Raw genomic sequence first — 24,150 nt, forward strand, 5'->3', positions numbered from 1 at the left:
AGCGCATGAGCACGAAGACCTCCCAGAGCGCGGACGCGAGCGGTGGGAAGAGCCGCGGCCAGCTGCTGACGCCCGGCAGGGTCAGCGTCAGTGCGCTGGCCCTCCTCGCCCTGATCTTCGTCTTCGAGAACACGCGCAGTACCAAGATCCGGCTGTTCATTCCGGAAGTGACCATGCCGCTGTGGATGGCACTCCTCGGCACCGCGGTGATCGGCGGGCTGTGCGGGGCGTACGCCATGAAGCGCAGAGGCTGAGCACCGCGCTCGCGTAGGGTGACGGGATGCCTGAGAACGCCGACTATCTCGCCGAAGGCCCTCGCGTGGGCATACGCCACTTCACCCTCGAAGACGGTGCGGAGTTCACCGCTCGGGCCCGTGAGAGCAAGGATCTGCATCAGCCATGGCTCTTTCCGCCCCGCAGCGCCGGCGCCTATGCCGCGTACGCGGGGCGGCTCATCGAGGACCCGACGAAGGCCGGGTTCCTCGTCTGCGAGCGCGACGGCGGGGGCATCGCCGGCTTCATCAACATCAACAACATCGTCGAGGGCGGCTTCCTGTGCGGGGCGCTGGGGTACGGCGCCTTCGCGCACGCCGCGGGGCGCGGGCTGATGGCCGAGGGGCTCGGGCTCGTCGTGCGGTACGCCTTCGGCCCGATGAGGCTGCACCGGCTCGAAATCAACGCGCAGCCGGGGAACGCCGGCTCCATCGCCCTCGCCCGGCGGTGCGGCTTCCGGCTGGAGGGCTTCTCGCCGGACTTCCTCTACATCGACGGGGCCTGGCGGGACCACGAGCGGTGGGCGATCACCGCGGAGATGGTCCGCTCCAGCTGACCGACGCCGTACGCCCATCGCGTCGGCCTCCCCGTGGGTGAGGATGACCGCCATGCGGAACATCGTCGTGCTGGACGCCCCCTCCAACCTGGGCCTGCGTCCACCCGCACCCGGCACCGTCCCCGGCTGCTACAAGCTCGCCGGTGCCCTGCGCGAGCAGCGGATCGTGTGGGGGTACCTCCCACGCCTTTAAGGCAGTGGGGGAGGCTCGGCGCTCTGGAGGGCGGGGTCGTCGTGCCGCCGCGCTACGACCGCGGGGACTGGCAGGAGGGCGACGGGGTCTTCAACGCGGCCGCCATCGCTACGTACACCCGGACACTCGCCGACCGCATCGAGCACCATGTCCGCGCCGGTAACCTGCCCGTCGTCCTGGGCGGCGACTGCTCCATCCAGCTCGGCGCCTCGCTCGCGCTGCGCCGCATCGGCCGTTACGGGCTCGCCGCGGATGGGGGCACCTCCCACGCCCTTAAGGCAGTGGGGGAGGGTCCGCGGACTTCCGGCACCCCGGGAACTCGGACCGGATCGGCGCGGCCGGCGGCGAGGAACTCGCCCTCGCGACCGGACGCGGGCAGGACGACCTCACCAACCTCGAAGGGCTGAAGCCCTATCTGCGGGACGAGGACGTACGGCTCTTCGGCATCCGCGACTACGACACCGAGCGGGACGAGCTCGCCGCGCTGAAGATCCCGACGGTGACCGTGGGCGAGTTGCGCGAGTGGGGCGCGGACGCGATCGCCCGGGCCACCGTGCAGACCCTCGAACTCCCGCACCTGGACGGCTTCTGGGTGCACCTGGACGCGGACTGCCTCGACCCTTCCGTGATGCCCGCCGTGGACAGCCCGGACCCCGACGGACTGCTCCCTGACGAACTCCTCGCGGTGCTGCGCCCATTGGTGCGCTCCCCACAGTGCGTCGGCCTCAACGTCACCATCTACGACCCCCATCTGGACCCGCAGGGCACGGCGGGGGAACTGCTCGCGGACCTCGTCGTCGCCGCCTTTGCGGAATCCTGACCGGATCCTGACGAGCGGAGACCCTGGTCAGCTCCTCGATGACCATGTTCCATGGTCGTCGTGACGACGATCCGACGTGACGTACTGACGCTTCCCGCCGCCGGGTTGGGTCCGAGCAACCCGCTGCCACCGCTACGGCCCCTCGACGAGATGCACCGCATCGACGAACGGGAACGGGAGGGCCTGCCGCGCGACATGGCCCGTCAGATCGGCTACGAGCCGCTGCGCAGCGTCTTGCCCGAGCGCATCCGGGACGGATACGACAGACAGCGGGCACCGCGCGAGATCGACACGATCGTGATCGAGAACGACCGGCTGCGGGCCACCGTGCTGCCCGGCTTCGGCGGCCGCGTCGTCTCCCTCGTCCACAAGCCCTCGCAGCGTGAACTCCTCTACCGCAACCCGGTGTTGCAGCCCGCCTGCTTCGCCCTCAACGGCGCCTGGTTCTCCGGCGGCATCGAGTGGAACATCGGCGCGACGGGCCACACCACCCTGTCCTGCTCGCCCGTCCACGCTGCCCGCGTTCCCGCCCCCGACGGCGGCCAAATGCTCCGCCTGTGGGAATGGGAGCGGCTGCGCGACCTCCCCTTCCAGGTCGACCTGTGGCTGCCGGACGGCTCCGACTTCCTCTACGTCGGCGTACGCATCCGCAACCCGCACGAGAAGCCCGCGCCGGTGTACTGGTGGTCCAACATCGCGGTCCCCGAGGAGCGCAGGGTACTGGCGCCGGCCCAGGAGGCCTGGCACTTCGGGTACGAGCGGCGGCTGCGGCGGGTACCGGTACCCGAGTACGAGGGGGTCGACCGGACCTATCCGCTGAACAGCGCCTTCCCTGCCGACTACTTCTACGAGGTGCCCGACGGGCGGCGGCGCTGGATCGCCGCGCTCGACGACGCCGGCGACGGGCTCGTGCAGACCTCCACCGACGTGCTGCGCGGGCGCAAGCTGTTCGTCTGGGGCTCCGGCCCGGGCGGACGGCGCTGGCAGGAATGGCTCACCGAACCGGGGACCGGCGGATACTGCGAGATCCAGGCCGGGCTCGCGCGCACGCAACTCGAACACGTACGGCTCGACGCGGAGAGCGAGGTGTCCTGGCTGGAGGCGTACGGGCCGTTGGCCGCGCACGCGGAGGCGGTCCACGGGGCGGACTGGACGGCGGCGCGGGCGGCGGTCGAGGACCGGCTCGAGGCCTCCCTTCCCCGGGGTGACGTCGACGCCGCGTACGACACCTGGCTGCCGCACGCCGACGCCGAGCCCGGCGAGGTGCTCGCCGTCGGATCCGGCTGGGGCGCGCTCGAAGTGCTGCGGGCCGCCTACAAGTTGCCGGGAACGCCCTTCGACGAGTCCACGCTCGGTGAGGCGCAGGCGCCGTGGCTGGAGCTGCTGCGGTCCGGTGCGTTCCCCGAGCCGCGACGGGTCGGGCCGCCCGGCGAGACGCTCGTCGCACCGCACTGGCGGGACATGCTGGAGACGGCGCCCGCCGTACCGATCGCCGAGTACCACCTCGGAGTCGCCCAGTGGCACGCGGGTGATCAGGCGCAGGCGGTGAGGAGTTGGGAACGGGCACTCGAACTCGCCCCGTCCCTCTGGCCGTTGCTCCGCTGCCTTGCCGTCGCCGACCAGGAGGCGGGCAACCGGGAGCGGGCCGCCGACCGGTACGCCGAGGCGTTCGACGATCTGTGCCGGGAGCGGCGGGACGACGGCGAGGTCTGGACCGCGGCGACGGCGGCGCTGGGACGGGAGGCCATCGGGGCCCTGCTCGCGGTGCGGCGGGCGGCGGATGCGCGGGCGGTGTGGGAACGGCTGCGGCCCGCTACGCGCGAGCGTGGTCGGTTCCGGCTGCTGGAGGCGCAGCTGCTGTTGGCGGAGGGGGAGGTGGGGGCGGCTCGGGACGTCTTCGATGCGGGGTTCGAGGTCGCGGATCTGCGGGAGGGGGCCGAGGTGATGTCGGAGCTGTGGGGGCGGTTGACGGAGGAGCCCGTGCCGGAGCGGTACGAGTTCCGGATGCGGCCGCCGGAAGCTGAGCGCTGAGGGTTGTTCGCCCCCTCCGCCCCTACCCGTCCCGTACCTGGGGGGCTGCCGCCCCCCAGACCCCCGTATCGCACTGACGCGCTCGTCCTCAAACGCCGGACGGGCTGAAAGATCGCAGGCCGGGGCTGAAAGATATTCAGCCCCGGCCTGCGAAAGATTCAGCCCCTCCGGCGTTTGAGGAGCGGGGTCTGGGGCGGAGCCCCAGGTACGGGAAGGGCAGGGGCGGAGGGGGCGAAAAAAACTACTCGGCAGCCCGGCGGTCCACGTACTCGTACACCGCCCCGTCCGGATGCATCGCGATCAGGTTGCGGCCCACCGGCGTCGCGACCGGCCCCGCCAGGATGTGGGCACCCGAGTCGCTGAGGACGCGATGGGCCTCGTCGACGTCCTTGACGGCAATGGTGGCGGCGACCTTGCGAAGGACGTCCAGTTCGGCCTCGGGCCCGCTCATCAGCAGGAAGCACCCGACCGCGGCGACCGAGACACCACCACGCTCGAAGCGGAGGGCGCGCCCGCCCGACAGTCTCTCGTAGAAGGGGACCGAGGCCTCCAGGTCGTCGACGCAGATACGCAGCGTGGCTCCCAGAATCTCCATACGCAGGAGCCTAGTTGGGTCCGGCGGGGGAGGAGATCGTTTCGGACGGACGGGTCTCGACGGCATGGGCTCGGCCCAGACGATCGGGAGAGGAGTCACCGTCTGGGCCGAGAGATCGAGAGGTCGAGAGGTCGAGAGACCGAGCGATCGGGCGACCGGGAGCCGCGAGGCCTCGGAGACCGAGAGGCTTCGGAGACCGAGAGGCTTCGGAAACCGAGAGGCTTCGGAAACCGAGAGGCCCGCGGGGCGGGTCAGTGGGCGGGTAACCCCGGGGCGCGCCCCTAAACGCCCGACGCGCCCGCGTTTGGGTGCCTGGGCCAGGGGGACGCGGAAAGCCCCGTACGAGTGACATCTCCGGAGGCGAAACGTGAGTCGACCCCGCATTCTGATCTTCGGTGGCGGCTTCGCCGGGTTCCGGACGGCCCACGGGCCGTCGCGGCTGCCCAGACACAGGACCGGCATCACCCTTCGAGTCCGGCAGCCTACTTTCTGTAACTATCGGCGGGGTGGACCGCTCGGGGTGCCCGGGCCGCTCGGACCGGTCGCCTCCGCGGTCGAGGGTGCCCGACGTGCCCTGTGAGCCCGAGAGTCCTTCGGAAGGAGAGTCGTCGTGAAAACCCGTCAACTCATCGATCTCGCCCAGCAGTTGCGCGTCGACAGCGTCCGTGCCTCCGCCGCCGCGGGCTCCGGGCACCCCACGTCCTCGATGTCCGCCGCGGATCTGATGGCGGTGCTGCTGGCCCACCATCTTCGCTACGACTTCGAACGCCCCCAGCACCTTGGCAACGACCGCTTCGTTCTCTCCAAGGGACACGCCTCACCGCTGCTGTATGCCGCGTACAAGGCGGCCGGGGCCATCAGCGAGGCCGAGCTGCTCACCTTCCGCAAACTGGGCAGCCGGCTCGAAGGGCATCCGACGCCGCGGCGGCTGCCGTGGGTCGAGACGGCCACGGGGTCGCTCGGACAGGGGCTGCCCGTCGGGGTCGGCATCGCGCTGGCCGGGAAACGGCTGGACCGTACGGGATACCGCGTCTGGGTCCTGTGCGGCGACAGTGAGCTCGCCGAGGGCTCCGTCTGGGAGGCCGCCGAGCACGCCGGATACGAGCACCTCGACAATCTCATCGCGATCGTCGACGTCAATCGGCTCGGCCAGCGCGGGCCGACCCGGCACGGGCACGACCTGGACGCCTACGCCCGCCGGTTCCAGGCCTTCGGCTGGCACACCGTCGAGATCGACGGGCACGACGTCGACGCCATCGACCGCGCGTACGCCGAGGCCGAGTCCACCCGCGGACAGCCGACCGCGATCTTGGCCCGCACCCTCAAGGGCAAGGGCGTCGCGTCGGTCCAGGACCGCGAAGGCCTGCACGGCAAGCCGCTGCCGGACGCCGAGGAGGCGATCGCGGAACTCGGCGGCGTGCACGACCGGCGCGTGGAGGTCCAACCACCGCCCGCCGCACGGGTGTTGCACGCCGTACGGTCGGGCCACCTCGACCTGCCCCGTTACGAGACCGGCGACAAGACCGCCACCCGCGACGCCTACGGACAGGCGCTCGCCGCGCTCGGCACCGCCCGCGGGGACATCGTCGCCCTGGACGGCGAGGTGAGCGACTCGACGCGCGCCGAGTTCTTCGCCAAGGAACACCCCGACCGCTTCTTCGAGTGCTACATCGCCGAGCAGCAGCTGGTCGCGGCCGCGGTCGGCATGGCCGCGCGTGGCTGGGTGCCGTACGCCTCGACCTTCGCCGCCTTCCTCACCCGTGCCTACGATTTCGTCCGCATGGCCGCGATCAGCGGCTCCGGCATCAACCTCGTCGGCTCGCACGCGGGTGTCTCCATCGGCCAGGACGGGCCCTCGCAGATGGGCTTGGAGGACCTGGCGATGTTCCGTGCGGTGTACGGCTCGACCGTGCTGTACCCGTGCGACGCCAACCAGACCGCGAAGCTCGTCGCCGCCATGGCCGATCTGGAGGGCATCCGCTATCTGCGCACCTCGCGCGGGGACACCCCCGTCATCTACAGCCCCACCGAGGAGTTCCCGGTCGGGGGCAGCAAGGTGCTGCGGGCCTCCGGCAAGGACCGGCTGACCCTCGTCGCGGCGGGCGTCACCGTCCACGAGGCGCTGGCCGCCGCCGAGTCTCTCGATCGGCAGGGCATCCGGGCGCGGGTCATCGACCTCTACTCGGTCAAGCCCGTCGACTATGGCACTCTGCGCGAGGCCGCCGAGGACACGGGGTGCCTCCTGACCGTCGAGGACCACCGCGAGGAGGGCGGCATCGGCGACGCGGTGCTCGACGCCTTCGTCGACGGTCGCCCGGTGCCGCGCCTGGTGCGCCTCGCCGTGCGGACGATGCCGGGCTCGGCGAAGCCCGCCGAGCAACTGCACGCCGCGGGCATCGACGCCGAGTCGATCGCGGCGGCGGCGCGGCTGCTGGTGGAGACAGCCATCGTGCCCTGACAGAAAACCATCGTGCCCTGGACAGAACGAAAAGGGGTCACGGACCAAGGGGATCGCGGACCGAAAAGTGGAAAGCGTCGGGAATTCGTGCCCCTTTTGCGGCTCGGGCTTTCAAGCCGGATCCGTCAAGCTCGAGCGTGCGACCCGAGGACCATAATCTGGACCTCGGGCCGCATGGGCCTTTTACTTCTCGGAATGGGTCTTTTACTTCTCGGGCCGTGCTTCCGGGGGAACGGGCCGGGTAACGGCTACCACCTGTACCAGCGGCCCCTGCTGCCTGTGGCGCTCGTGCCGCGCATCAGGAATCCCAGAAGCCACAGGACGATAACCACCAACGCTATCCACCAGAGAAGCTTCACTGCAAATCCCGCGCCGAAAAGAATCAGCGCCAGGAGCAGTACCAGCAGAATGGGAACCATAGTGTGAACCTCCTGCTTTCCGGGTTTCCCGAAGCAGGCGGATTAGACTTCCTTGCGGCAGAGAATCTCTCCGTGCAGAACGGAGAACCAGCCGTCCTCCCGCCGTCCCCACTCCCGCCAGGCGTCCGACACGGCGCGCAGCTGCTCCGGGGTCGCGTGGCCACCCTCCGTGGCTCGTTCCGCGTACGCCGAGGCCAGCGTGCGGTCCGCCCACAGGCCGCTCCACCACTCGCGCTCGTCCTCGGTGGCGAAGGTCCAGGTGCTCGACGTGGCCGTGATGTCCCGGATGCCGGCGGCCAGCGCCCAAGATTTGAGACGCCGGCCCGCGTCGGGCTCGCCCCCGTTGGCGCGGGCCACCCGCAGGTACAGGTCCAGCCAGTCGTCCATGCCCTGCGACTGCGGGTACCAGGTCATCGCCGAGTAGTCCGAATCGCGGACCGCGATGAACCCGCCCGGCTTGGTCACCCGGTACATCTCGCGCAGCGCCTGCACCGGGTCGCCGACGTGCTGCAGTACCTGGTGGGCGTGGACCACGCAGAAGGTGTCGTCCGGGTACTCCAGCGCGTGGATGTCGGCGACCGCGAACTCGACGTTGCCCAGGCCGCGTTCGGTTGCCACGGCCCGGGCCCGGTCCAGGATCGCCGGTGCGTGGTCGACGCCCGTGACATGCCCGTCGGGGACCAGCGCCGCCAGGTCGGCGGTGATGGTGCCCGGGCCGCAGCCGATGTCCAGGATCTTCATGTGGGGCTTCAGCGAGTCGAGCAGGTACGCCGCCGAGTTGGCGGCGGTGCGCCAGGTGTGCGAACGCAGCACGGACTCGTGGTGGCCGTGGGTGTAGACGGCGGTCTCCTGCGACTTCGACATGACGGTTCCCCTTCTCGTCGGTTGCGCATCACGGTACGCGCGCATGTCGAATAATGAGACCTGCGTCTTGCCATATGGACGACCCGGGGGTGGAGTCAGAAGGCGGAAACCATGCGGTAGACGGTGAGCGCTTCGGGCATCTTCCAGAGCGTCACCTCGCCCTCCACCTCCGTGACTTCACCGTCGTACGCGAGGGGGGTGCCGGGTGCGACGCCGTCCAGGCGCAGGCGGCGTACCCGTAGGGCGGCGTGGGCGGGGGAGCGGGTCAGCGGACCCGCCAGGGCAGCGGCCAGCAGGCGGACGGCGGGGTGGCGGCCGCCGTGCACGACCCGTACGTCCAGCTGTCCGTCCCAGAGGTCGAAGCGGCGGGCGGGGGCGAGGCCCAGGCGGTGGTAGGTGCCGTTGCCGGCGAACAGCAGCCACAACGGGTGGGTGCGGCCGCCCAGTTCGGCGCGCAGGGGATGGTGGTCGGCGCGCAGGACGCGCAGAGCGCCGAGTACTCCGGCCGGCCAGCCGCCGATCCGCGGTGACCAGTGCTCCCGTTCCCGTACCAGTTCGGGATAGACGCCCAGGCTGCAGGTGTTGAGGAAGATGCCCTCCGTGAGGCCCGACGAGAACCGGCCCACGTCCACGCGTACCGCGTCACCCTGCTGGAGGGCGCGGATCAGGTCGCGGGCGTCCTGCACGCCGAGGTCCTGGGCGAAGTGGTTGAGGGTGCCGCCCGGGAGGACGGCCAGGGGGAGGCCGTGGCGCAGGGCAGCCTCGGCGGCGGCGTTCACGGTGCCGTCGCCGCCGCATACGCCGAGGACCCGGGCGCGGGTCGCCGCCTTCTCCAACTCGGCCTGGATGTCGGAGGGTTGGCACTCCACGATCTCCGCGTGCGGCAGGGCGTCGCGCAGGGCGCGTACCCGGTCCGGGGTGCCCGCGCCCGTGTTCGCCACCATGACCAGGCCCTCGCCCTCGGGGAGCGCGGGTGCGTCCGCGCGGGGGCGGCCGGGCGTCGGGAGCTGGTCGCGGGTCGGGACCAGGCCCCGTACGGCGTACGCGGCGCACATGCCGAGGGCGGCGCCCGCGAGGACGTCGCTCGGGAAGTGGACGCCGGTGTAGACGCGGGAGAGGGCGACCGCGGTGGCGAGCGGTGCGATCGCCGCGCCCCAGCCGCGGGACTCCAAAGCCACGCCTGTCGCAAAGGCAGCGGCGGATGCGGCGTGACCCGACGGGAACGAGGTGGTGATCGGCTGGCGCTTGAGCTGCCGGATCAGGGGGACGGGGGTCAGGACGGGGCGGGGGCGGCGGATCGAGCGTTTGCCGAGGGTGTTGATGGTGGCGGAGGCGAGGGTGAGGGAGGCGAGGCCTCGGGCGGCGGCTCGGCGGGCCCTTGGGGTGCGGGTCGCTGCGAGTGCCGTCGCCGTGGCGAACCACAGTGTGCCGTGGTTCGCGCTGCGGCTCAGCCTCGGCAGCAGCCGGTCGCAGCCCGGCCAGTGCCGGGCCGCTACCGCCTCGAAGAGGCGACAGTCCGCTGCGAGCAGCCTGTCCCTGAGTATGTGAGGCCCCGGAGGGCGGACGGTGAGGTCGACATCTGGGGTCATGCCGGCGCGGGTACCCGCTACAACCGCTTCCTCGCCCCCTCCGCCCCTACCCATCCCATACCTGGGGCTCCGCCCCAGCCCCCGCCAGGGGGCGCTGCCGCCTGCACCCCCGGCGGAGGGCTGCACCCCCCAGCACCCCTACCCGGGGCTCCGCCCCCGTCCCCACCGGGGCTCCGCGCCCGTCCCTACCGGGGTTCCGTGCCCGTCCCTACCGGGGCTCCGCGCCCGTCCCTACCGGGGTTCCGTGCCCGTCCCCCTGGGGCTTGGCCCCCAGCCCCGCCAAGGGGCTTCGCTATGGCCCCCGGCGGGCTGCGCTTCCCTGTGCCCCAGCCCGGGGCTTCACCCCCCGTCTCCGCCGGAGCTTCGCCCCCCCGGCACCCCTGGGTGCCGCCCCCAGCCCCGCCAAGGGGGTCCCGCCTCCTCAAACGTCGGCGAGGCTGAACTTCTGTCGGCCGGGGCCGGAGATTTTCAGCCCGTCCGGCGTTTGAGGACGAGGCCGTCAAGGCCGATAGCGGGGGGCTGGGGGCGGCAGCCCCCAGGGGATGGGAATGGGTAGGGGCGGCGGGGGCGAATATGTGTTTGCTCGGGGGCCCGCGGGACCCGGAGAATGCCTGCCCATGGGACATCTCGAAGCCGCGCACCTGGAGTACTACCTTCCCGATGGGAGGGCGCTGCTCGGCGATGTGTCGTTTCGGGTGGGGGAAGGCGCCGTGGTGGCCCTGGTGGGGCCCAACGGGGCCGGCAAGACGACGTTGCTGCGGCTGATCTCGGGGGAGCTGAAGCCGCACGGGGGGACCGTCACCGTAGGGGGCGGCCTGGGCGTGATGCGCCAGTTCGTAGGGTCCGTACGGGACGAGACGACCGTACGAGAGCTGCTCGTGTCCGTGGCACCGCCACGCATCCGCGAAGCGGCCAAGGCCGTGGACGCCGCCGAGCACGCGATCATGACCGTGGACGACGAGGCCGCGCAGCTGCGCTACGCACAGGCACTGTCCGACTGGGCCGAGGTACGCGGATACGAGTCCGAGACGCTCTGGGACATCTGCGCGATGGCTGCGCTCGGCGTGCCGTACGAGAAGGCGCAGTGGCGGCTAGTACGGACCCTGTCCGGAGGTGAGCAGAAGCGGCTCGTACTGGAAGCCCTGCTGCGCGGCACCGACGAGGTGCTGCTGCTCGACGAGCCGGACAACTATCTCGACGTACCGGGCAAGCGCTGGCTGGAGGAGCGGCTCAAGGAGACCCGCAAGACCGTCCTGTTCGTGTCGCACGACCGGGAGTTGCTCGCCCGGGCGGCCGAGAAGATCGTGAGCGTCGAGCCCAGCCCGACCGGCGCCGACGCCTGGGTGCACGGTGGCGGATTCGAGACCTATCACGAGGCACGGCGGGAGCGGTTCGCGCGGTTCGAGGAGCTGCGCAGGCGCTGGGACGAGAAGCACGCCCAGTTGAAGAAGCTCGTGCTGAACCTCCGTCAGGCCGCCTCCATCAGCCATGAGTTGGCATCCCGCTATCAGGCCGCGCAGACCCGGCTGCGGAAGTTCGAGGAGGCCGGACCGCCCCCGGAGCCGCCGCGCGAGCAGGACATCAGGATGCGACTGCACGGTGGACGTACCGGCGTGAGGGCCGTCACCTGCAAGGGACTTGAGCTCACCGGCCTGATGAAACCCTTCGACCTGGAGATCTTCTACGGCGAACGCGTCGCCGTGCTCGGCTCCAACGGCTCCGGCAAGTCACACTTTTTGCGCCTGCTCGCGGGTGGCGCGGTGGCGCACACGGGCGACTGGAAGCTCGGCGCCCGGGTCGTCCCCGGGCACTTCGCGCAGACGCACGCCCACCCCGAGCTGGAGGGCCGCACCCTGCTCGACATCCTGTGGACCGAGCACGCCCAGGACCGCGGCGCCGCCATGTCCCGGCTGCGCCGCTACGAGCTGACCGCACAGGCCGAGCAGCGCTTCGACAGGCTCTCCGGCGGCCAGCAGGCCCGCTTCCAGATCCTCCTGCTGGAGCTGGAGGGCTCCACGGCCCTGCTCCTCGACGAGCCGACCGACAACCTCGACCTGGAGTCCGCGGAGGCCCTCCAGGAGGGCCTGGAGGCGTACGAGGGCACGGTGCTCGCGGTCACCCACGACCGCTGGTTCGCCCGCTCCTTCGACCGCTATCTGGTGTTCGGCTCCGACGGCCGGGTACGCGAGACCCAGGAGCCGGTGTGGGACGAGCGCAGGGTGGAACGGGCTCGCTAGGCCCGATGGCCACTTCCGGCACAGGGCACGCGCATACGGAGGCCCGGAGCCCGGGATGTTCGTAGAGTGGAGGGAGACACGTGAGATCCATGGCTCCCTCCCGGACGCCGCTCGGGGTACTGCTTGCCCGGGCGGGTACGCGGACCGCACCGAGGACACGACGAGCGGGGTACACCATGACCGGAGTCGACCCGAGCCGGCTGGACGACCAGCAGCTGATGAAAGAGCTGGAGACCATCCACCGCACGCGCCACGACACACTGCTGCACGGTTCGAACGACGCGCTGCGGACCCACAACGAGCGCATGGCCCAGCTGGAGGGCGAGTACCTGCGCCGCCACCCGCGCCGCCCCGTCACCGCAGGCCGTACGCGGGACGGGGCCCGGGAGCGGGGATGCACGGGGGCGCCGTCGGCATGACGGACGCGACGGACACGAACCCGCTGCTCGCCCGGCACGCGGAGGCCCTCGACCTGTTCGGCGACCGTGTCCACACGGTCCGGGACGACCAGTGGGACGCCTCGACGCCCTGCACCGACTGGACGGTGCGGGATCTCGTCAACCATCTGGTCTCCGAACAGCTGTGGGTGCCCGCCATGGTCCGCGACGGCGCCACCGTCGAGGCGATCGGCGATGCCTTCAACGGCGATGTGCTGGGCTCCGATCCCGCCGCTTCCTGGGACACCTCGGCCCGCGCCTCCCGTGACGCCTTCACCGAGCCGGGCGCGCTCGAGCGCACCGTCCACCTCTCGTACGGCGACACCTCGGCCTCGTTCTACTGCGCTCAGATGGTGAGCGACCTGGCCGTGCACGCCTGGGACCTGTCCCGGGCGATCGGCGCCGACGAGCGGCTGCCGGAGGACCTCCTGAAGTTCACGGTGCGCGAGGTCACCCCGTACGCCGCCGACCTGGCGAAGACCGGGCTCTTCGCCGCGCCGGTGGAGCCGCCGCCCGGCGCCGATGTGCAGACCAAGCTGCTGTGCCTGCTGGGGCGTGAGCCCTAAGTGCGGGCCCCGGAGGCGTGAGCCGTAGTGCGGGCCCCGGAGGCGGGTAAGGGCGCCGAGTGCACCGCCGGTCGGGCAGTTGGAGCGCCTGACGGCTGCCAGCTGTCGGCTGCCGGCCGCCGGACACGGCCACCGGGACGAACTCGACCGGCCCGCGCACCCGTTGCCCCCGTCAAACAGGCCCAGGACGGCACGCGTCGGGGCGCGCCGCACCAGGACGCCGCCCCGGGCCGGGCCCGGTCGCCCCCGCATCGCGCGACCGGGACTCCCGGAGCGCACTCACAGCCCCGTCACGCCGCCTGCCGTGCGAACGCCTCCAGGAAGGCCGCGCAGAACGCCTTGAGATCGCCCGGCTTACGGCTGGTGATCAACGCATTGGGCCCCTCCTCGCACACGTGCACCCGCTCGTCGACCCAGGTGCCGCCCGCGTTGCGGATGTCGGTGCGCAGGCTCGGCCAAGACGTGAGCACGCGGCCCCGGACCACGTCGGCTTCGACGAGGGTCCAGGGGGCGTGACAGATCGCGGCGACCGGACGGCCCCGGTCGAAGAAGTCGCGTACGAAGGACACGGCCCGCTCGTCCAGCCGCAGGGCGTCCGGGTTGGCCAGGCCTCCTGGCAGGACGAGCCCGTCGAACGAGTCGGCCGACACGTCGGAGACGACCTCGTCCACGGGAAACGTGTCCGCCTTGTCCAGATGGCGGAAGGCCTGGATCCGCCCCGGCTTCGTGGACACGAGGACGGGCTCGCCGCCGGTGTCCCGCACCGCCTGCCAGGGGTCGGTGAGTTCGATCTGCTCGACGCCCAGCGGCGCCATGAGGAACGCGATACGCATGGCTGTTCCCTCTCCTTTCGCGGCCCTCAGCCAGGCGGGCGCGGTGTGCCCGGCGACCGCTCCGGTGTGGCGCGGCTGATGTCGGCGAGTGCCGAGCCCGGGTCCTGCGCCACCGCGAGGTCGCCGAGGCTCACCATCCCCACCGGCCGACCGTCCTCGACGACCGGCAGCCGGCGTACGGCGTGGTCGCGCATCAGCTCGATCGCGGCGGACACCGCGTCGTCCGGGCCGATCACCACCGGATGGGGGGTGCACACGGCCTGGGCGCTCACGGTCAGCGGATCGGCACCGTCGGCGACGGCGCGCAGTGCGATGTCACGGTCGGTGAGGACTCCGATCAGCTGGTGGTCGCCGGCCACCAGGACATCGCCGGTGCCCTGGGCACGCATCAGCTGCGCGGCTTCCACGAGCGAGGCGTCCGGGCGGATCGCGACGATTCCCGGCGTCATGACTTCCCTGACGAAATCTGCCATGGCTGTTGGGCCTTCCTGCGTTCCCCGGCTGTGGGGGGCGGGTACGTCGGCGTGACGACGCCCGCAGTACCCCCGAGCCGCGCTCCTATGCCCTTTCTCACCGTTCCCCGGCGCGTACGAGCGCTTCGGCCAGCTCGTGTGCCGTGCTGTAGCGCGCCTTGTGCGGCAGCCGCTCCAGGGGCTCCACGAGGACGTCCGGCGCGTGCTTGTCCCGCAGGACGCCCATCAGCTCGCGGGGACTCGCGGGGAACGACGTACGGCCCAGGTGCCGCGCCAGTTCCAGCCGCAGCGTCTCGACGGAGGCGGTCGCGCGGCCCGGCGTCACGGGCCCGCCCGCGACCTCCGGATCGTCGTCGGCGGACGGCTCCGGGTCGTGCCACTCGTCGGTGCGGGTGGGGCGCCCCGACCTGAGCAGATCTCGTAGCTCGTGCTTCATCTCTTCGTCCCGGTGGACGCTCAACCGGTCACTGCCTCGCTGCATGATTCCCTCCATGTGTTCGGGGGTGGTGATCGCGTACCCGTGGACCGGAAGTCGACACGTCGCTCAGTAGTCACCAACCGCCTCGTCTTCATAGCTGTGGGTGTTTGCCCCGCATGCCTCGGGGCAGACGCATTCCCAGTGCTTCGGACAGGAGGCACGTCCGTGGGGGCGGCGCATCGCCGCCACGGGTGTGTCTGTCCGGCACACCCGCGCACTCCCACGGTGACTGTCCAACTCAAGGCACTTCCAAGGGAGTTGCGACGCACCATGCGAACTCAAGCGAGCGCGAAGCACCATCCGCACGACGACGCCCCCGACACCGCAGAGGCATTCCGCAAGCTCGCCACGCTCCCCCCGGGCCGACAGCGCGACACGCTCCGCGCGGAGATCGTCGAGGCCTGGCTGCCGATGGCCGAACGGCTCGCGGGGCGGTTCCGCAGCCGCGGCGAGAGTTACGAGGACCTGCGCCAGGTCGCGGCGCTCGGCCTGGTCAAGGCCGTCGACCGCTACGACCCCGAGCTCGGCAACGCCTTCGAGAGCTACGCCGTGCCGACCGTCACCGGTGAGATCAAGCGCCACTTCCGCGATCACATGTGGACCCTGCACGTACCGCGCCGGGTCCAGGACCTGCGCAACCGGGTACGGTTCGCCGGCCAGGACCTCGCGCAGACCATCTCGGGCCGCAGGCCCACCGTCGCCGAGATCGCCGAGCACGCCCGGATGAGCGAGGAGGACGTCCTGACCGGCCTGGAGGCCCTGGAGAGCTTCACCGCGCTCTCCCTGGACGCCGAACTCCCGGGCAGCGAGGACGGCTACTCGCTCAGTGACGCCCTCGGCTCGCCCGACCCGGCCCTCGACACCGTGATCGACCGCGAGGCCGTCAAGCCCCGCCTGCAGGCCCTGCCCGAGCGTGAACGCGCCATCCTCTACATGCGGTTCTTCGGCGACATGACCCAGAGCAGCATCGCCGACGAGCTAGGCATCTCGCAGATGCACGTCTCCCGGCTGATCAGCCGCTGCTGCAACCGGCTGCGGGATCAGGTGATGCGCGACGCGGCGTAACGCCCCACCCACAGGTCAGTTCAACCGCGCCATCGCCAGCGCGATGTGACGGGACATCATGTCCATCGCCTGCGCCTCGGCCATCGAGAACGCCAGGCGGGCACCGCTGCGGAACAGCGTCAACACCCCCCGTACGGGCCCGGATTCGGTGGTCAGCGGCACACACAGCAGCGACGTCACATTCGCGCGTACGAGGACGGGGGCGCCCGAGGTGTCACGGCCGAAGGCGTCCGGGTCCTCGGGGCGCACCTGAAGGGCCGTGGAACCGCCGCGTGCCGCCTCGACGACGAGGGGGCACGCGGCGGGATCCTGCCCGGCCACGGCCGCCACCTCCTCGGCGCGCTCGGCCGGTCCGAGGACGGTCGTACGGGACAGCCGCGCGGCCCCGGCGTCGGCCACCACCCAGTCCGCGAACCGCCCGTGCAGCACCCCGGCCGCCTGCTCGAGCACCGCGGACCCGTCCCCGCCGGGCGAGCTCAGCAGCGCCGTGGTCATCGCGTCGACCAGGTCCATCAGCGTGGCGTGCCGGGTGGTCTCGGCGAGGCTCGGCGCCGCAGGGCCCGGCGCGCTTCCGCCCGAGGGCACCCGGGAATCCGCCGGCTGCAGGACGACGAGGACGGCGGTCCGGGGCTCCCCGCTGGGCCGCAGCGCGGTCAGCGTCGCGCGCACCGGCACCGACGGCTGCTGCTGCAGGTGCACGATGAGCCCGCGGTCGCCCTCGCCGCGCGCCACAGCCGCCGCCTGCGAGCGGAACGCGGCACGGTCGGCGTGCGCGAGGAACCCGGTCAGCGGCCGGCCGGTCGCATAGCCCGCCCGGACGCCGGTGAACGCGGTCGCCGCGAAGTTCAGCCTGCGCACCACCGTCTCGCGGTCCACCAGCGCGACGGGTACCGGTACCCGCTGGAAGAGCGCCTTGAGAAGCTGCTGTTCCTGGCGGTCCACCGAGGCGACGCCGGACGGGCCGCCCGAGGACAGGCGCTGGAACCACGGCCACAACTGGTCGACCACATGGTCGAGTTCGAAGATCGCCGCGTCGAGGACCGTCGGCAGCTCGTCGGCCGGTACGGACCGTGCCGCCTTCAACTCCGCGACGCGGCGTACGAAATCTGCGAGTTCTTCACCGAATTCGTCCGTCCGCACCATGCGATGAACGTAACCCGAGCGGAGCGTTCCGGGTGCGGCGGTGGCGGAACCCGCGGAACTCGTTTTCCCCGCAGGCGAGAGGGAAGGTGCCGAGGAGAGGAGGAACCATGCCGGAAACCGATCAACTCGGCCATCTGGGAACGGAATCGCCGGAGTCCGCCCTCCCCGGAAGGAGGCTCTCCGAACTCGCCGAGCAGGCCGCCCGCTGCACCGCCGACTGCTGCGGCGCCAGCAGCATGGTGTCCGAGGGCGGCGCGGAGCGGCCCGCCGCGGTGACCCACCCCGACCTCGCCGGACTAGTCTCGGTGCAGCTCCGCTCCGGCGACGGGCCGATCCCGGCCGCCCTGGAGCGCGGCGAGCCCGTCGACTCGGCGGACCTGCTGTGTGAGGAGCGCTGGCCGGAGTACCGGGCCATGGCCCTCGACGCGGGCGTGCGCTCCAGCGTCACCCTCCCCTTCAGGCGCTCCGGGCTGACCGTCACCCTCAGCCTCTACAGCTTCCGGCCCGGCGCCCTGGAGGACGCCCCGCACGGCCCCGCCCGCGCGCTCGGCGACCTCGCCGCGACCTGTCTGCTCCGCGACCGCTCCTACCGCGCCGCGCTCACCGAGCTCGACCAGCTGGGCACCGCGCTGCGCTCCCGGCCCGTCGTCGACCAGGCATGTGGCATGGTCATGCATGTGCTGGGCTGCGACGCGGACACCGCCTTCGGGGTACTGCGCCGCATCTCGCAGGGCACCCACCGCAAACTGTCCGATGTCGCCGCGGCCGTCGTGGACAAACGCGGACGCGGGCTGGAGCGTGAGCTGGTCTCGCTGTCCAATTGACCGGTGGACGGCGGCGGACGTCGACCAGTTGGGCGCCGCGACGTTGACCGGTCGGGGGCGGCGGACGTCGACCGGTCGGGCACGGCGGGCGCCGTGCCCGCGGCGTCACCCGCTCGGGCGCCTGTGTCCCGCGAATGGTGCCCGGCCGCGCGCGCCGCGCCGCCGGGCGGGCTGTGATGGGCCCCGGGGGCACGACGGCCGTGCCCTCGGGAACGCCGCCCGCCGAAGGAGCCCGCCCGATGCGCCTCACCGCCCGCGCCCTGTCCGTCATCGCCCTGGCCGGTGCCGCCGTGGGCGCCGCCGCGTCGGCCGCGTCAGCGGATCCGGCCGCGGAGGTCAGCCCGGGCTCCGTCGAACCCGGCGGCACCGTCACCATCTCCGTCACCTGCGACGCGATCAGTGGCTCCCCGCCCGATTTCATCGACGCCACGTCGGAGGGCTTCGAGGAGGGCAAGGTCCGGCTGAGCCGGGTGGAGGGCGACGAGCAGGGCGTGGCGGGCGCCGCCGCCTACCGGGGTACGGCCCGCATCCCGAATGTCGACGACGACCCTGACGCGGCGGGCCCTGAGTCGGGGGCGGGCCCTGAGTCGGAGTGGGGCGTCGACGGCGCGTGCCCCGGGGGCTCGGGTGGCCAGGAGAAGAAGTGGAGGGCCTCCTACACCGTGGCCCGTGGTGACACCGCGGCGAGCGACACCGCGCAGAGCCTGCCGGATAGCGGCACCGTGGAGCGCCTGCCGGATAGCGACGCTGTAGAGAGCCTCCCGGAAAGCGGCACCGCGCAGAGCCTCCCGGAAAGCGACGCCGTAGAGTCCCCGCTGGACAGCGGCACCGTGCAGCGCTCGCCGGACAGCGACGCTGCGCAGAACCTTCCTGATAGCGACGCCGTAGAGCGCTCGCCGGGCAGCGGCACCGTACAGCGCTCGCCGGACAGCGACGCCGCAGAGCGCCAGCCGGACAGCGGCACCGTACAGCGCCCGTCCGAAAGCGGCACCGGGGAGCGCCCACCGACCGTTCAGCGCGGGGTGGACGCCGGGGAGGGCGGCGCCTTCACCGGGTCCGTCCCGGCCCTGGTCGCCGGGGGTGTTCTGATCGCGGGCGCGCTGGGCGCGGCCGTCCACCGACTGCGCCACAAGGACACGTCCGCCGACCGCTGAGCCTCTGACGGGCAGAACCCGACCGGCCGCTCATGGGGTGGCCGAACCGTGGGTACGGAGAGGCCGAGGGCGCGAGCGGCACCGTACGAGAGGCTGTACGAAGGGACAGGAACACCGGAGACCGTACGGAGGCAGGAGCACCGGAGCGGGGCACGGCAGCGACGGCGGGGCAACGCACCGACGACACGGCACGGCACCACGGACTGCGCGGAGGCACGTATGCGGCGGACGGATCCGGAAGGGCACGGACCGGTCCGTTACGGCCCGCCCCTTCCCGATCAGGGGCTCCCGGTGCTGCCGGAACTCCGCGATGTGCTGGCCGCCGCGGCGGACCGCTCCGACGCAGACCCTCCCGGCGGCGGGCCCGCGCTCCTCGACGCCGCCTGCGCCTACTGGAGCCGGCGGGGACTTGCTGCCGCACACGACCGGGTGGCCGCCGCTCCCGGCGCCCCCGCGCTGCTCCTCGCGCTGACCGGCGCGCTCGGCGGCGACGTCTTCGTGCCGCGCCCGTGCGCCGCGTGGTGGGCGCCGCAGGTACGCCTGTTGGGCAGATCCGTGTTCCATGTGGCGACGCCCGCGGAGTGCGGCGGCGTCCCGGATCCGTACGCCCTCCTGGAGACCGTCCGCAGAGTTCGAGCCGAGGGCGGCGACCCGCGTCTGCTCGTGCTCTCCGTGGCCGACGACCCCACCGCGACCGTCGCGCCGCCCGAGGTCGTGCACGAGACGGTGGAGGCCGCGGCGGGCGAGGGACTGCACATCGTCAGCGACGAGACCTGGCGCGACACGGTGCACCGGCCGCACGACACGGTGCTGCTCAGCCCCGCCGAGATGCTCCCCGGCGAGGTCACCGTCCTCACGGACCTCGCGGGCCCGTTCCTGCCGCAGGGCTGGCCGGCCGCCGTCGCCCGCTTCCCGGACAACGCCGCCGGGGTCGCGCTGCGCGCCCAAGTCCTCGACGTGCTCACCGTGCTCGACGCGCAGGTCGCCCGGCCGGTCGCCGCGGCGGCCGCGTACGCGCTCGGCGAGCCCGCCGGGATCACGGAACGCCTCACGACCGCCGTACGCCTGCACGCGCGCGTGGCCGCCGCCGTGCACCGCGCGGTGATCGGTGCGGGCGCCGTCGCGCGGCCCCCGCAGGCCGGGAGACACCTGTATGTGGACCTCGGCCCGCTGCGCTCCCCGCTCGACGCGCACGGCGTGGGCGACGCACAGGACTTGGAGGACTTCCTCACCGCCCGGCTCGGTATGCCCGCGCCGGGCGGGCACCGGTTCGGCGACGACCTCGAGGCGTTCCGGGTGCGCCTGGGCACCGGGCCGTTGCTCGGCGCCACGGACGAGGAGCGGGCGGAATGCCTCGCGTCACCCGCGCCGTTGGAACTGCCACATGTACAACGTGCGTTGACCCTGTTGGGGTCGGTCTTCGACGATCTCCGCGACGACGCTCAGCGATGGGAGCCTCCTCGATGACGCAGCAGTCCGAGTCGACCACGAGTACGACCACGCAGGACGCCGACGACCCGGCGTCCTCCTCGGCCCCGGTGGCGGGGCATCCCTCACCTGTCGTTCCTCTCCATCCTCTCGCCGAGCCCCGGCCGCTCGGCGAGAGGCGTGTCTGGCCCCGCTCCTTCGTGGACCGGCTGACCGCGCCGCTGCCCGGGCTGCGGGCCTTCGCCAGGTTCGCGCGCGAGGGCGCGTTGCGGCCGGGGACCGAAGGGCTCGCCGACATTCCGCTGCTGCCGTTCGAACCGGGGCCGTTGCCCCGGGTCGGCGCGCGCACGGTCGCCGTCTCCTGGGCGGGGCACGCGAGTTGGGTGATCCGGATCGGCGGGCTCACCGTCCTCACCGACCCGGTCTGGTCCCGCAAGATCCTCGGCACCCCGGCCCGGATCACGCCGGTCGGCGTGGCCTGGAGCGCACTGCCGCGCGTCGACGCGGTCGTCATCAGTCACAACCACTACGACCATCTGGACGAGCCGACCCTGCGCCGACTGCCGCGCGACACACCGGTGTTCGTACCGGCCGGGCTCGGCCGCTGGTTCCGGCGCCGCCGGTTCACCCGGGTCACCGAGCTGGACTGGTGGGAGGCGGCCGAACTGCGCGGTGTCCGCTTCGACTTCGTCCCCGCCCATCACTGGTCCAAGCGCAGCCTCACCGACACCTGCCGCACGCTGTGGGGCGGCTGGGTCCTGACGGCGTCCGACGGGCAGCGCGTGTACTTCGCGGGAGACACGGGGTACGGCCACTGGTTCGCCCACATCGGCATGCGCTATCCGGGCATCGACCTCGCCCTCCTTCCCATCGGTGCGTACGACCCCCGTTGGTGGCTCAGCGACGTCCACTGCGACCCGGAGGAGGCGGTTCAGGCCGCCCTCGACCTCGGCGCGCACCGCATGGCCCCCATGCACTGGGGCACCTTCGTCCTCTCCGCCGAGCCCGTCCTGGAACCGCTGACACGGGTCCGGGCGGCCTGGGAGAAGGCGGGGCGGGCCCGGGAGGCTCTGTGGGACCTGCCGGTGGGGGCGTCGCGGGTGCTGGCGTGAGGGGTTCTCCCCGCGCCCCTTCAGGGGCGCGGGGAACCGCGCGACAAGCCCCCACCCACCCGCAGCCAAAAGACCACCCCGGGGGTCTGGGGGCGCAGCCCCCAGGGACGATGGGGGTCCCCCCTGCTCTGGGGGTCCCTCCCAGGCCCTTAAGGCACTGGGGGAGAAGCCGAGAGCTTGGGGGAGGGTAGGGGCGGAGGGGGCGAAGCCACGGGCTACGCGGCCGGCCTCCGCACCCTCCGCCACATGCTGGGCGCCACACTGATCGCCAGGGTCAGCACCACCGCCGCGACCACTCCCTCCCATGGCTCGCTGAAGAGGGAGCCGCCGAGGATACCGATCAGCTGGTACGTCACCGCCCAGGCGAGGCAGGCGGGGACGTCGCCGCGGGCGAAGGTCCGCAGCGGCATCCTCGCCATCAGGCAGGCGAGCATGACGGGGATACGGCCGGCCGGGACGAGCCGGGAGAGCACGAGGACGGCGATGCCGTGGTCGCCCAACTTCTCCTGGGCCTGTGTGAGACGGTCCTCGGGGGCGCGGTCGCGGATGGTCTCCAGCCAGCGCGAGCCGTTCTTGGACCGCATACCGCGCCGACCGAGCCAGTACAGCGCGACGTCGCCGAGGAACGCCGCGAGCGCCGCCACCACGAAGACCAGCAGCAGCGCGAACGGCGCCGTCTGGTGAAAGGCCACCACGGCCGCCGAACTCACCAGCGCACCCGTCGGCACCACCGGCACCAGCGCGCCGATCAGCACCAGCAGGAAGAGCGAGGGATACCCGATCGCCTGCTGAGTCGACTCCGGCGGCACGGTCGTGGCCGCGGCGGACAGGAAGCTCACCGGCTGACCTCCGCCCGAGCGCCCTCGCCGTACGCCGGCCGGCGCACCGCATCCGCCATGGCTGAGATGCGCCGACCGGTGACCGTGCGGCCGTACGGCGGTCGGTGGGTGGAGGGTTCGGTGGACGCGGTGGGCGGGACGGTGGCCGGGTGGTGTCCGGTCGGTCGGATGGCCGCGTCTATCGCCGTCGTGGCACGCGGGATGGTGACCGTGCGGCCGTAGGCCAGTCGGTGGGTCGAGGCTTCGGTGGTCGCGGTGGTCGCGGTGGCCGGGTGGTGTCCGGTCGGTCGGTTCGGGGCGTCTATCGCTGTCGTGGCGGGCGGGCTGGTGACGGCGCGGGCGCCGACCTGTTGGTGGGCCGCGGGAGGCGTTGTCGTGGTGGACGGGATCATTACCTCGCGACCTCCGGGCGTACGCTCTCGCCGTGGTCGAGGCGGTGGACCGCGACCTGGGGCGCGCGTTCGGCGGCGAGGCGTACGAACTCCTCGCCCGGCGCGTGGAATTCGTGGGGGCGCACGGCATCCATCCCGATCGGCCAGTACGTGCCGTAGTGCACCGGCACGGCGCTGCGCGGCATCAGCCGGGCGAGCGCCTCCGCGGCGCGCCCTGCGTCGAGGTGCGCCTCCCCGAGATACGGCCCCCACCCACCCACCGGCAGCAGCGCCACGTCGACCGCTCCGACCTCCTCGGCCATCGACGCGAACAGCCCGGTGTCCCCGGCGAAGTACGTGCGCGCCTCACCCTCGACCACATACCCGACGGCGGGGGAGCGGTGCGGCCCGACCGGCAGCCGCCGCCCGTCGTGCCGCGCCGACACGGTGCGTACGACCAGGTCACCGACCTGGGTCTGGTCGCCGGGCGCCACCTCGGTGAGCCGGAGATGGTCCAGCCTGCGCAGCCCGGGCACCGCGCGCGGGGCGCCCTTCGGCACCAGCAGTTGGGTACCGGGCGCGAGCTTCGCGAGCGAGGGCAGATGCAGATGGTCGGCGTGCAGATGCGAGACGAGTGCCACGTCGGCGACCGCCGCCCAGGGCGGGGGCGGCGCCCCGCGCCTGCGCCGCAGGTGCGCGAGCCGGCGCGCGAAGAGCGGGTCGGTGAGCACGCGTGTTCCGGAGTCCTCCAGCGTGCAGGTGGCGTGCCCCCACCAGGTGATCTCCACCGGCACCTCTTTGCCTCCTTCGCGCGACTCCCCCCGAGCCTACGGGCAGGAGTAGGGTCGGCGGCGAAACCCGGAGGTGAGGGGGACGCCATGGGAGACGCGCGCGGTGCCTCCGGCACGCACGCCCTCAAGCGCTGGCCGGAACAGGGTGGCTCCCCGTCGCTGCGTGTCACGGCGATCGCGAGCCTGACACCCCTGGAGGAGCTCGACGCGGATCCCTTCCTGGTCGACTCCCGCAGCCAGCACGCGATGTGCGCCCGCTGGGCCGCCGAGCGCGGCTACGTGGTCACACGGGAACTCCTCGTACGTGGTCTGCGCCCCGACCACCGCACCCTGTGGGCGGACGTCGAGGCGGGCCTCGTCGATCTGTTCGTCGCGCCCAGCCGGCGGGTGCTGGAGCGCGCCCTCGCCTCGGTCGACGAGTTCACCGCCGAGTGCGTGCGCCGCGGCGTACGGGTCGAGACGGTCGGCTGCGCGGAACCGTCGTACGACGCCCAGATGAAGGCCCGCGTCCACCGCCGTCTGTCGATGCCGACGGCGGGGTACGACGGCCGCTGACCGCGGTCGGGGGACACCCGGCTCCGCCGGCCCGTTGTGACAGGGT

The 24,150-nt window shown here is 72.3% G+C and carries 23 protein-coding genes and 2 pseudogenes; 14 read left to right on the forward strand and 11 right to left on the reverse strand.

The features are described 5' to 3' along the window. The first annotated feature begins 5 nt into the window (after nucleotides 1-5). The 4 genes and pseudogenes from ACFY0T_RS07155 to ACFY0T_RS07170 all read left to right on the forward strand — a co-directional run bounded on the left by ACFY0T_RS07155 (nucleotide 6) and on the right by ACFY0T_RS07170 (nucleotide 3,873). Nucleotides 6-254: a DUF1049 domain-containing protein gene (locus ACFY0T_RS07155; protein ID WP_388865386.1), complete on the forward strand. Its 249-nt coding sequence runs from the start codon at nucleotides 6-8 to the stop codon at nucleotides 252-254. Nucleotides 255-280: 26 nt separating this feature from the next. Beyond that, nucleotides 281-829, forward strand: a complete 549-nt coding sequence (locus ACFY0T_RS07160; protein WP_388865388.1) for a GNAT family N-acetyltransferase — start codon at nucleotides 281-283, stop codon at nucleotides 827-829. A 52-nt stretch (nucleotides 830-881) separates the two neighbouring features. Next, nucleotides 882-1,842, forward strand: a pseudogene (locus ACFY0T_RS07165) (arginase family protein). A 51-nt stretch (nucleotides 1,843-1,893) separates the two neighbouring features. Continuing rightward, entirely contained in the window at nucleotides 1,894-3,873 is a 1,980-nt protein-coding gene (locus tag ACFY0T_RS07170) for a DUF5107 domain-containing protein (RefSeq protein WP_388865390.1), read from the forward strand. Nucleotides 3,874-4,114: 241 nt separating this feature from the next. Here the strand turns inward: ACFY0T_RS07170 and ACFY0T_RS07175 are convergent, their stop codons facing one another. Next, nucleotides 4,115-4,468, reverse strand: coding sequence for a VOC family protein (locus ACFY0T_RS07175; RefSeq protein WP_388865392.1), 354 nt, complete (start codon nucleotides 4,466-4,468; stop codon nucleotides 4,115-4,117). Between the two features lie 610 nt (nucleotides 4,469-5,078). Between ACFY0T_RS07175 and ACFY0T_RS07180 the strand changes: the two genes are divergently transcribed. Next, a complete protein-coding gene (locus tag ACFY0T_RS07180; protein WP_388865394.1) occupies nucleotides 5,079-6,926 on the forward strand; it encodes a transketolase in 1,848 nt (615 codons plus the stop codon). A gap of 248 nt (nucleotides 6,927-7,174) precedes the next feature. Here ACFY0T_RS07180 and ACFY0T_RS07185 read toward each other — a convergent pair whose 3' ends face one another. From ACFY0T_RS07185 to ACFY0T_RS07195, 3 genes are all read right to left on the reverse strand, one after another. Then, a complete protein-coding gene (locus ACFY0T_RS07185) occupies nucleotides 7,175-7,345 on the reverse strand; it encodes a hydrophobic protein (protein WP_388865396.1) in 171 nt (56 codons plus the stop codon). A 42-nt stretch (nucleotides 7,346-7,387) separates the two neighbouring features. Beyond that, nucleotides 7,388-8,209: a class I SAM-dependent methyltransferase gene (locus ACFY0T_RS07190; RefSeq protein ID WP_388865398.1), complete on the reverse strand. Its 822-nt coding sequence runs from the start codon at nucleotides 8,207-8,209 to the stop codon at nucleotides 7,388-7,390. A 95-nt stretch (nucleotides 8,210-8,304) separates the two neighbouring features. Beyond that, the gene (locus ACFY0T_RS07195) at nucleotides 8,305-9,798 is read right to left on the reverse strand and encodes a bifunctional phosphatase PAP2/diacylglycerol kinase family protein (protein ID WP_388865400.1); all 1,494 of its coding nucleotides are present in this window, start codon (nucleotides 9,796-9,798) and stop codon (nucleotides 8,305-8,307) included. A gap of 617 nt (nucleotides 9,799-10,415) precedes the next feature. Here ACFY0T_RS07195 and ACFY0T_RS07200 point away from each other — a divergent pair. The 3 genes and pseudogenes from ACFY0T_RS07200 (at nucleotide 10,416) to ACFY0T_RS07210 (ending at nucleotide 13,038) form a co-directional block, all read left to right on the forward strand. Continuing rightward, nucleotides 10,416-12,035: an ATP-binding cassette domain-containing protein gene (locus ACFY0T_RS07200; RefSeq protein WP_388865402.1), complete on the forward strand. Its 1,620-nt coding sequence runs from the start codon at nucleotides 10,416-10,418 to the stop codon at nucleotides 12,033-12,035. Between the two features lie 123 nt (nucleotides 12,036-12,158). Beyond that, nucleotides 12,159-12,454, forward strand: a pseudogene (locus tag ACFY0T_RS07205) (DUF6158 family protein). Beyond that, nucleotides 12,451-13,038, forward strand: coding sequence for a TIGR03086 family metal-binding protein (locus ACFY0T_RS07210; RefSeq protein ID WP_388865404.1), 588 nt, complete (start codon nucleotides 12,451-12,453; stop codon nucleotides 13,036-13,038). Before ACFY0T_RS07205 ends, ACFY0T_RS07210 begins: the two are co-directional and overlap by 4 nt. A gap of 290 nt (nucleotides 13,039-13,328) precedes the next feature. On the opposite strand, the gene ACFY0T_RS07215 is transcribed toward ACFY0T_RS07210, so the two are convergent. The 3 genes from ACFY0T_RS07215 to ACFY0T_RS07225 form a co-directional block, all read right to left on the reverse strand. Next, nucleotides 13,329-13,871 carry a type 1 glutamine amidotransferase domain-containing protein gene (locus ACFY0T_RS07215; RefSeq protein ID WP_388865406.1) on the reverse strand — a complete coding sequence of 181 codons (543 nt, stop codon included), beginning with the start codon at nucleotides 13,869-13,871 and terminating at the stop codon, nucleotides 13,329-13,331. 26 nt (nucleotides 13,872-13,897) lie between these two features. Then, nucleotides 13,898-14,344: a CBS domain-containing protein gene (locus ACFY0T_RS07220; protein ID WP_388865408.1), complete on the reverse strand. Its 447-nt coding sequence runs from the start codon at nucleotides 14,342-14,344 to the stop codon at nucleotides 13,898-13,900. A 97-nt stretch (nucleotides 14,345-14,441) separates the two neighbouring features. Beyond that, nucleotides 14,442-14,825 (reverse strand): DUF2795 domain-containing protein, encoded by a 384-nt coding sequence (locus ACFY0T_RS07225; protein WP_388865410.1) that lies wholly within the window; start codon nucleotides 14,823-14,825, stop codon nucleotides 14,442-14,444. 267 nt (nucleotides 14,826-15,092) lie between these two features. On the opposite strand from ACFY0T_RS07225, the gene ACFY0T_RS07230 reads away from it, so the two are divergent. Then, nucleotides 15,093-15,887: an RNA polymerase sigma factor SigF gene (locus ACFY0T_RS07230; protein WP_388865412.1), complete on the forward strand. Its 795-nt coding sequence runs from the start codon at nucleotides 15,093-15,095 to the stop codon at nucleotides 15,885-15,887. Nucleotides 15,888-15,902: 15 nt separating this feature from the next. On the opposite strand, the gene ACFY0T_RS07235 is transcribed toward ACFY0T_RS07230, so the two are convergent. After that, nucleotides 15,903-17,030 carry a PAS domain-containing protein gene (locus ACFY0T_RS07235; protein ID WP_388865414.1) on the reverse strand — a complete coding sequence of 376 codons (1,128 nt, stop codon included), beginning with the start codon at nucleotides 17,028-17,030 and terminating at the stop codon, nucleotides 15,903-15,905. A 107-nt stretch (nucleotides 17,031-17,137) separates the two neighbouring features. Here ACFY0T_RS07235 and ACFY0T_RS07240 point away from each other — a divergent pair, with 107 nt between their 5' ends. The 4 genes from ACFY0T_RS07240 to ACFY0T_RS07255 all read left to right on the forward strand — a co-directional run bounded on the left by ACFY0T_RS07240 (nucleotide 17,138) and on the right by ACFY0T_RS07255 (nucleotide 21,548). Next, nucleotides 17,138-17,854 carry an ANTAR domain-containing response regulator gene (locus ACFY0T_RS07240; protein ID WP_388865416.1) on the forward strand — a complete coding sequence of 239 codons (717 nt, stop codon included), beginning with the start codon at nucleotides 17,138-17,140 and terminating at the stop codon, nucleotides 17,852-17,854. Between the two features lie 239 nt (nucleotides 17,855-18,093). Further along, nucleotides 18,094-19,008, forward strand: a complete 915-nt coding sequence (locus ACFY0T_RS07245; protein WP_388865418.1) for a hypothetical protein — start codon at nucleotides 18,094-18,096, stop codon at nucleotides 19,006-19,008. Nucleotides 19,009-19,227: 219 nt separating this feature from the next. Then, nucleotides 19,228-20,475, forward strand: coding sequence for an aminotransferase class I/II-fold pyridoxal phosphate-dependent enzyme (locus ACFY0T_RS07250; protein WP_388865420.1), 1,248 nt, complete (start codon nucleotides 19,228-19,230; stop codon nucleotides 20,473-20,475). Then, nucleotides 20,472-21,548 (forward strand): MBL fold metallo-hydrolase, encoded by a 1,077-nt coding sequence (locus ACFY0T_RS07255; RefSeq protein ID WP_388865422.1) that lies wholly within the window; start codon nucleotides 20,472-20,474, stop codon nucleotides 21,546-21,548. The genes ACFY0T_RS07250 and ACFY0T_RS07255 overlap by 4 nt, the downstream gene beginning before the upstream one ends. A 215-nt stretch (nucleotides 21,549-21,763) precedes the next feature. Here ACFY0T_RS07255 and ACFY0T_RS07260 read toward each other — a convergent pair whose 3' ends face one another. Genes ACFY0T_RS07260 through ACFY0T_RS07270 form a run of 3 tightly spaced genes read right to left on the reverse strand, consistent with a single transcriptional unit; the run spans nucleotide 21,764 to nucleotide 23,552 of the window. Then, nucleotides 21,764-22,387, reverse strand: coding sequence for a DedA family protein (locus tag ACFY0T_RS07260; protein WP_388865423.1), 624 nt, complete (start codon nucleotides 22,385-22,387; stop codon nucleotides 21,764-21,766). Next, nucleotides 22,384-22,779, reverse strand: coding sequence for a hypothetical protein (locus ACFY0T_RS07265; RefSeq protein WP_388865425.1), 396 nt, complete (start codon nucleotides 22,777-22,779; stop codon nucleotides 22,384-22,386). The genes ACFY0T_RS07260 and ACFY0T_RS07265 overlap by 4 nt, the downstream gene beginning before the upstream one ends. Then, nucleotides 22,779-23,552 carry an MBL fold metallo-hydrolase gene (locus ACFY0T_RS07270; protein WP_388865427.1) on the reverse strand — a complete coding sequence of 258 codons (774 nt, stop codon included), beginning with the start codon at nucleotides 23,550-23,552 and terminating at the stop codon, nucleotides 22,779-22,781. The genes ACFY0T_RS07265 and ACFY0T_RS07270 overlap by 1 nt, the downstream gene beginning before the upstream one ends. 84 nt (nucleotides 23,553-23,636) lie before the next feature. Here ACFY0T_RS07270 and ACFY0T_RS07275 point away from each other — a divergent pair, with 84 nt between their 5' ends. Further along, nucleotides 23,637-24,104 carry a hypothetical protein gene (locus tag ACFY0T_RS07275; RefSeq protein ID WP_388865429.1) on the forward strand — a complete coding sequence of 156 codons (468 nt, stop codon included), beginning with the start codon at nucleotides 23,637-23,639 and terminating at the stop codon, nucleotides 24,102-24,104. The last annotated feature ends 46 nt before the right edge of the window (nucleotides 24,105-24,150 follow it).

Origin of the sequence: Streptomyces sp. NPDC001530 (genome assembly GCF_042894545.1) — a bacterium.
Lineage (GTDB): Bacteria > Actinomycetota > Actinomycetes > Streptomycetales > Streptomycetaceae > Streptomyces.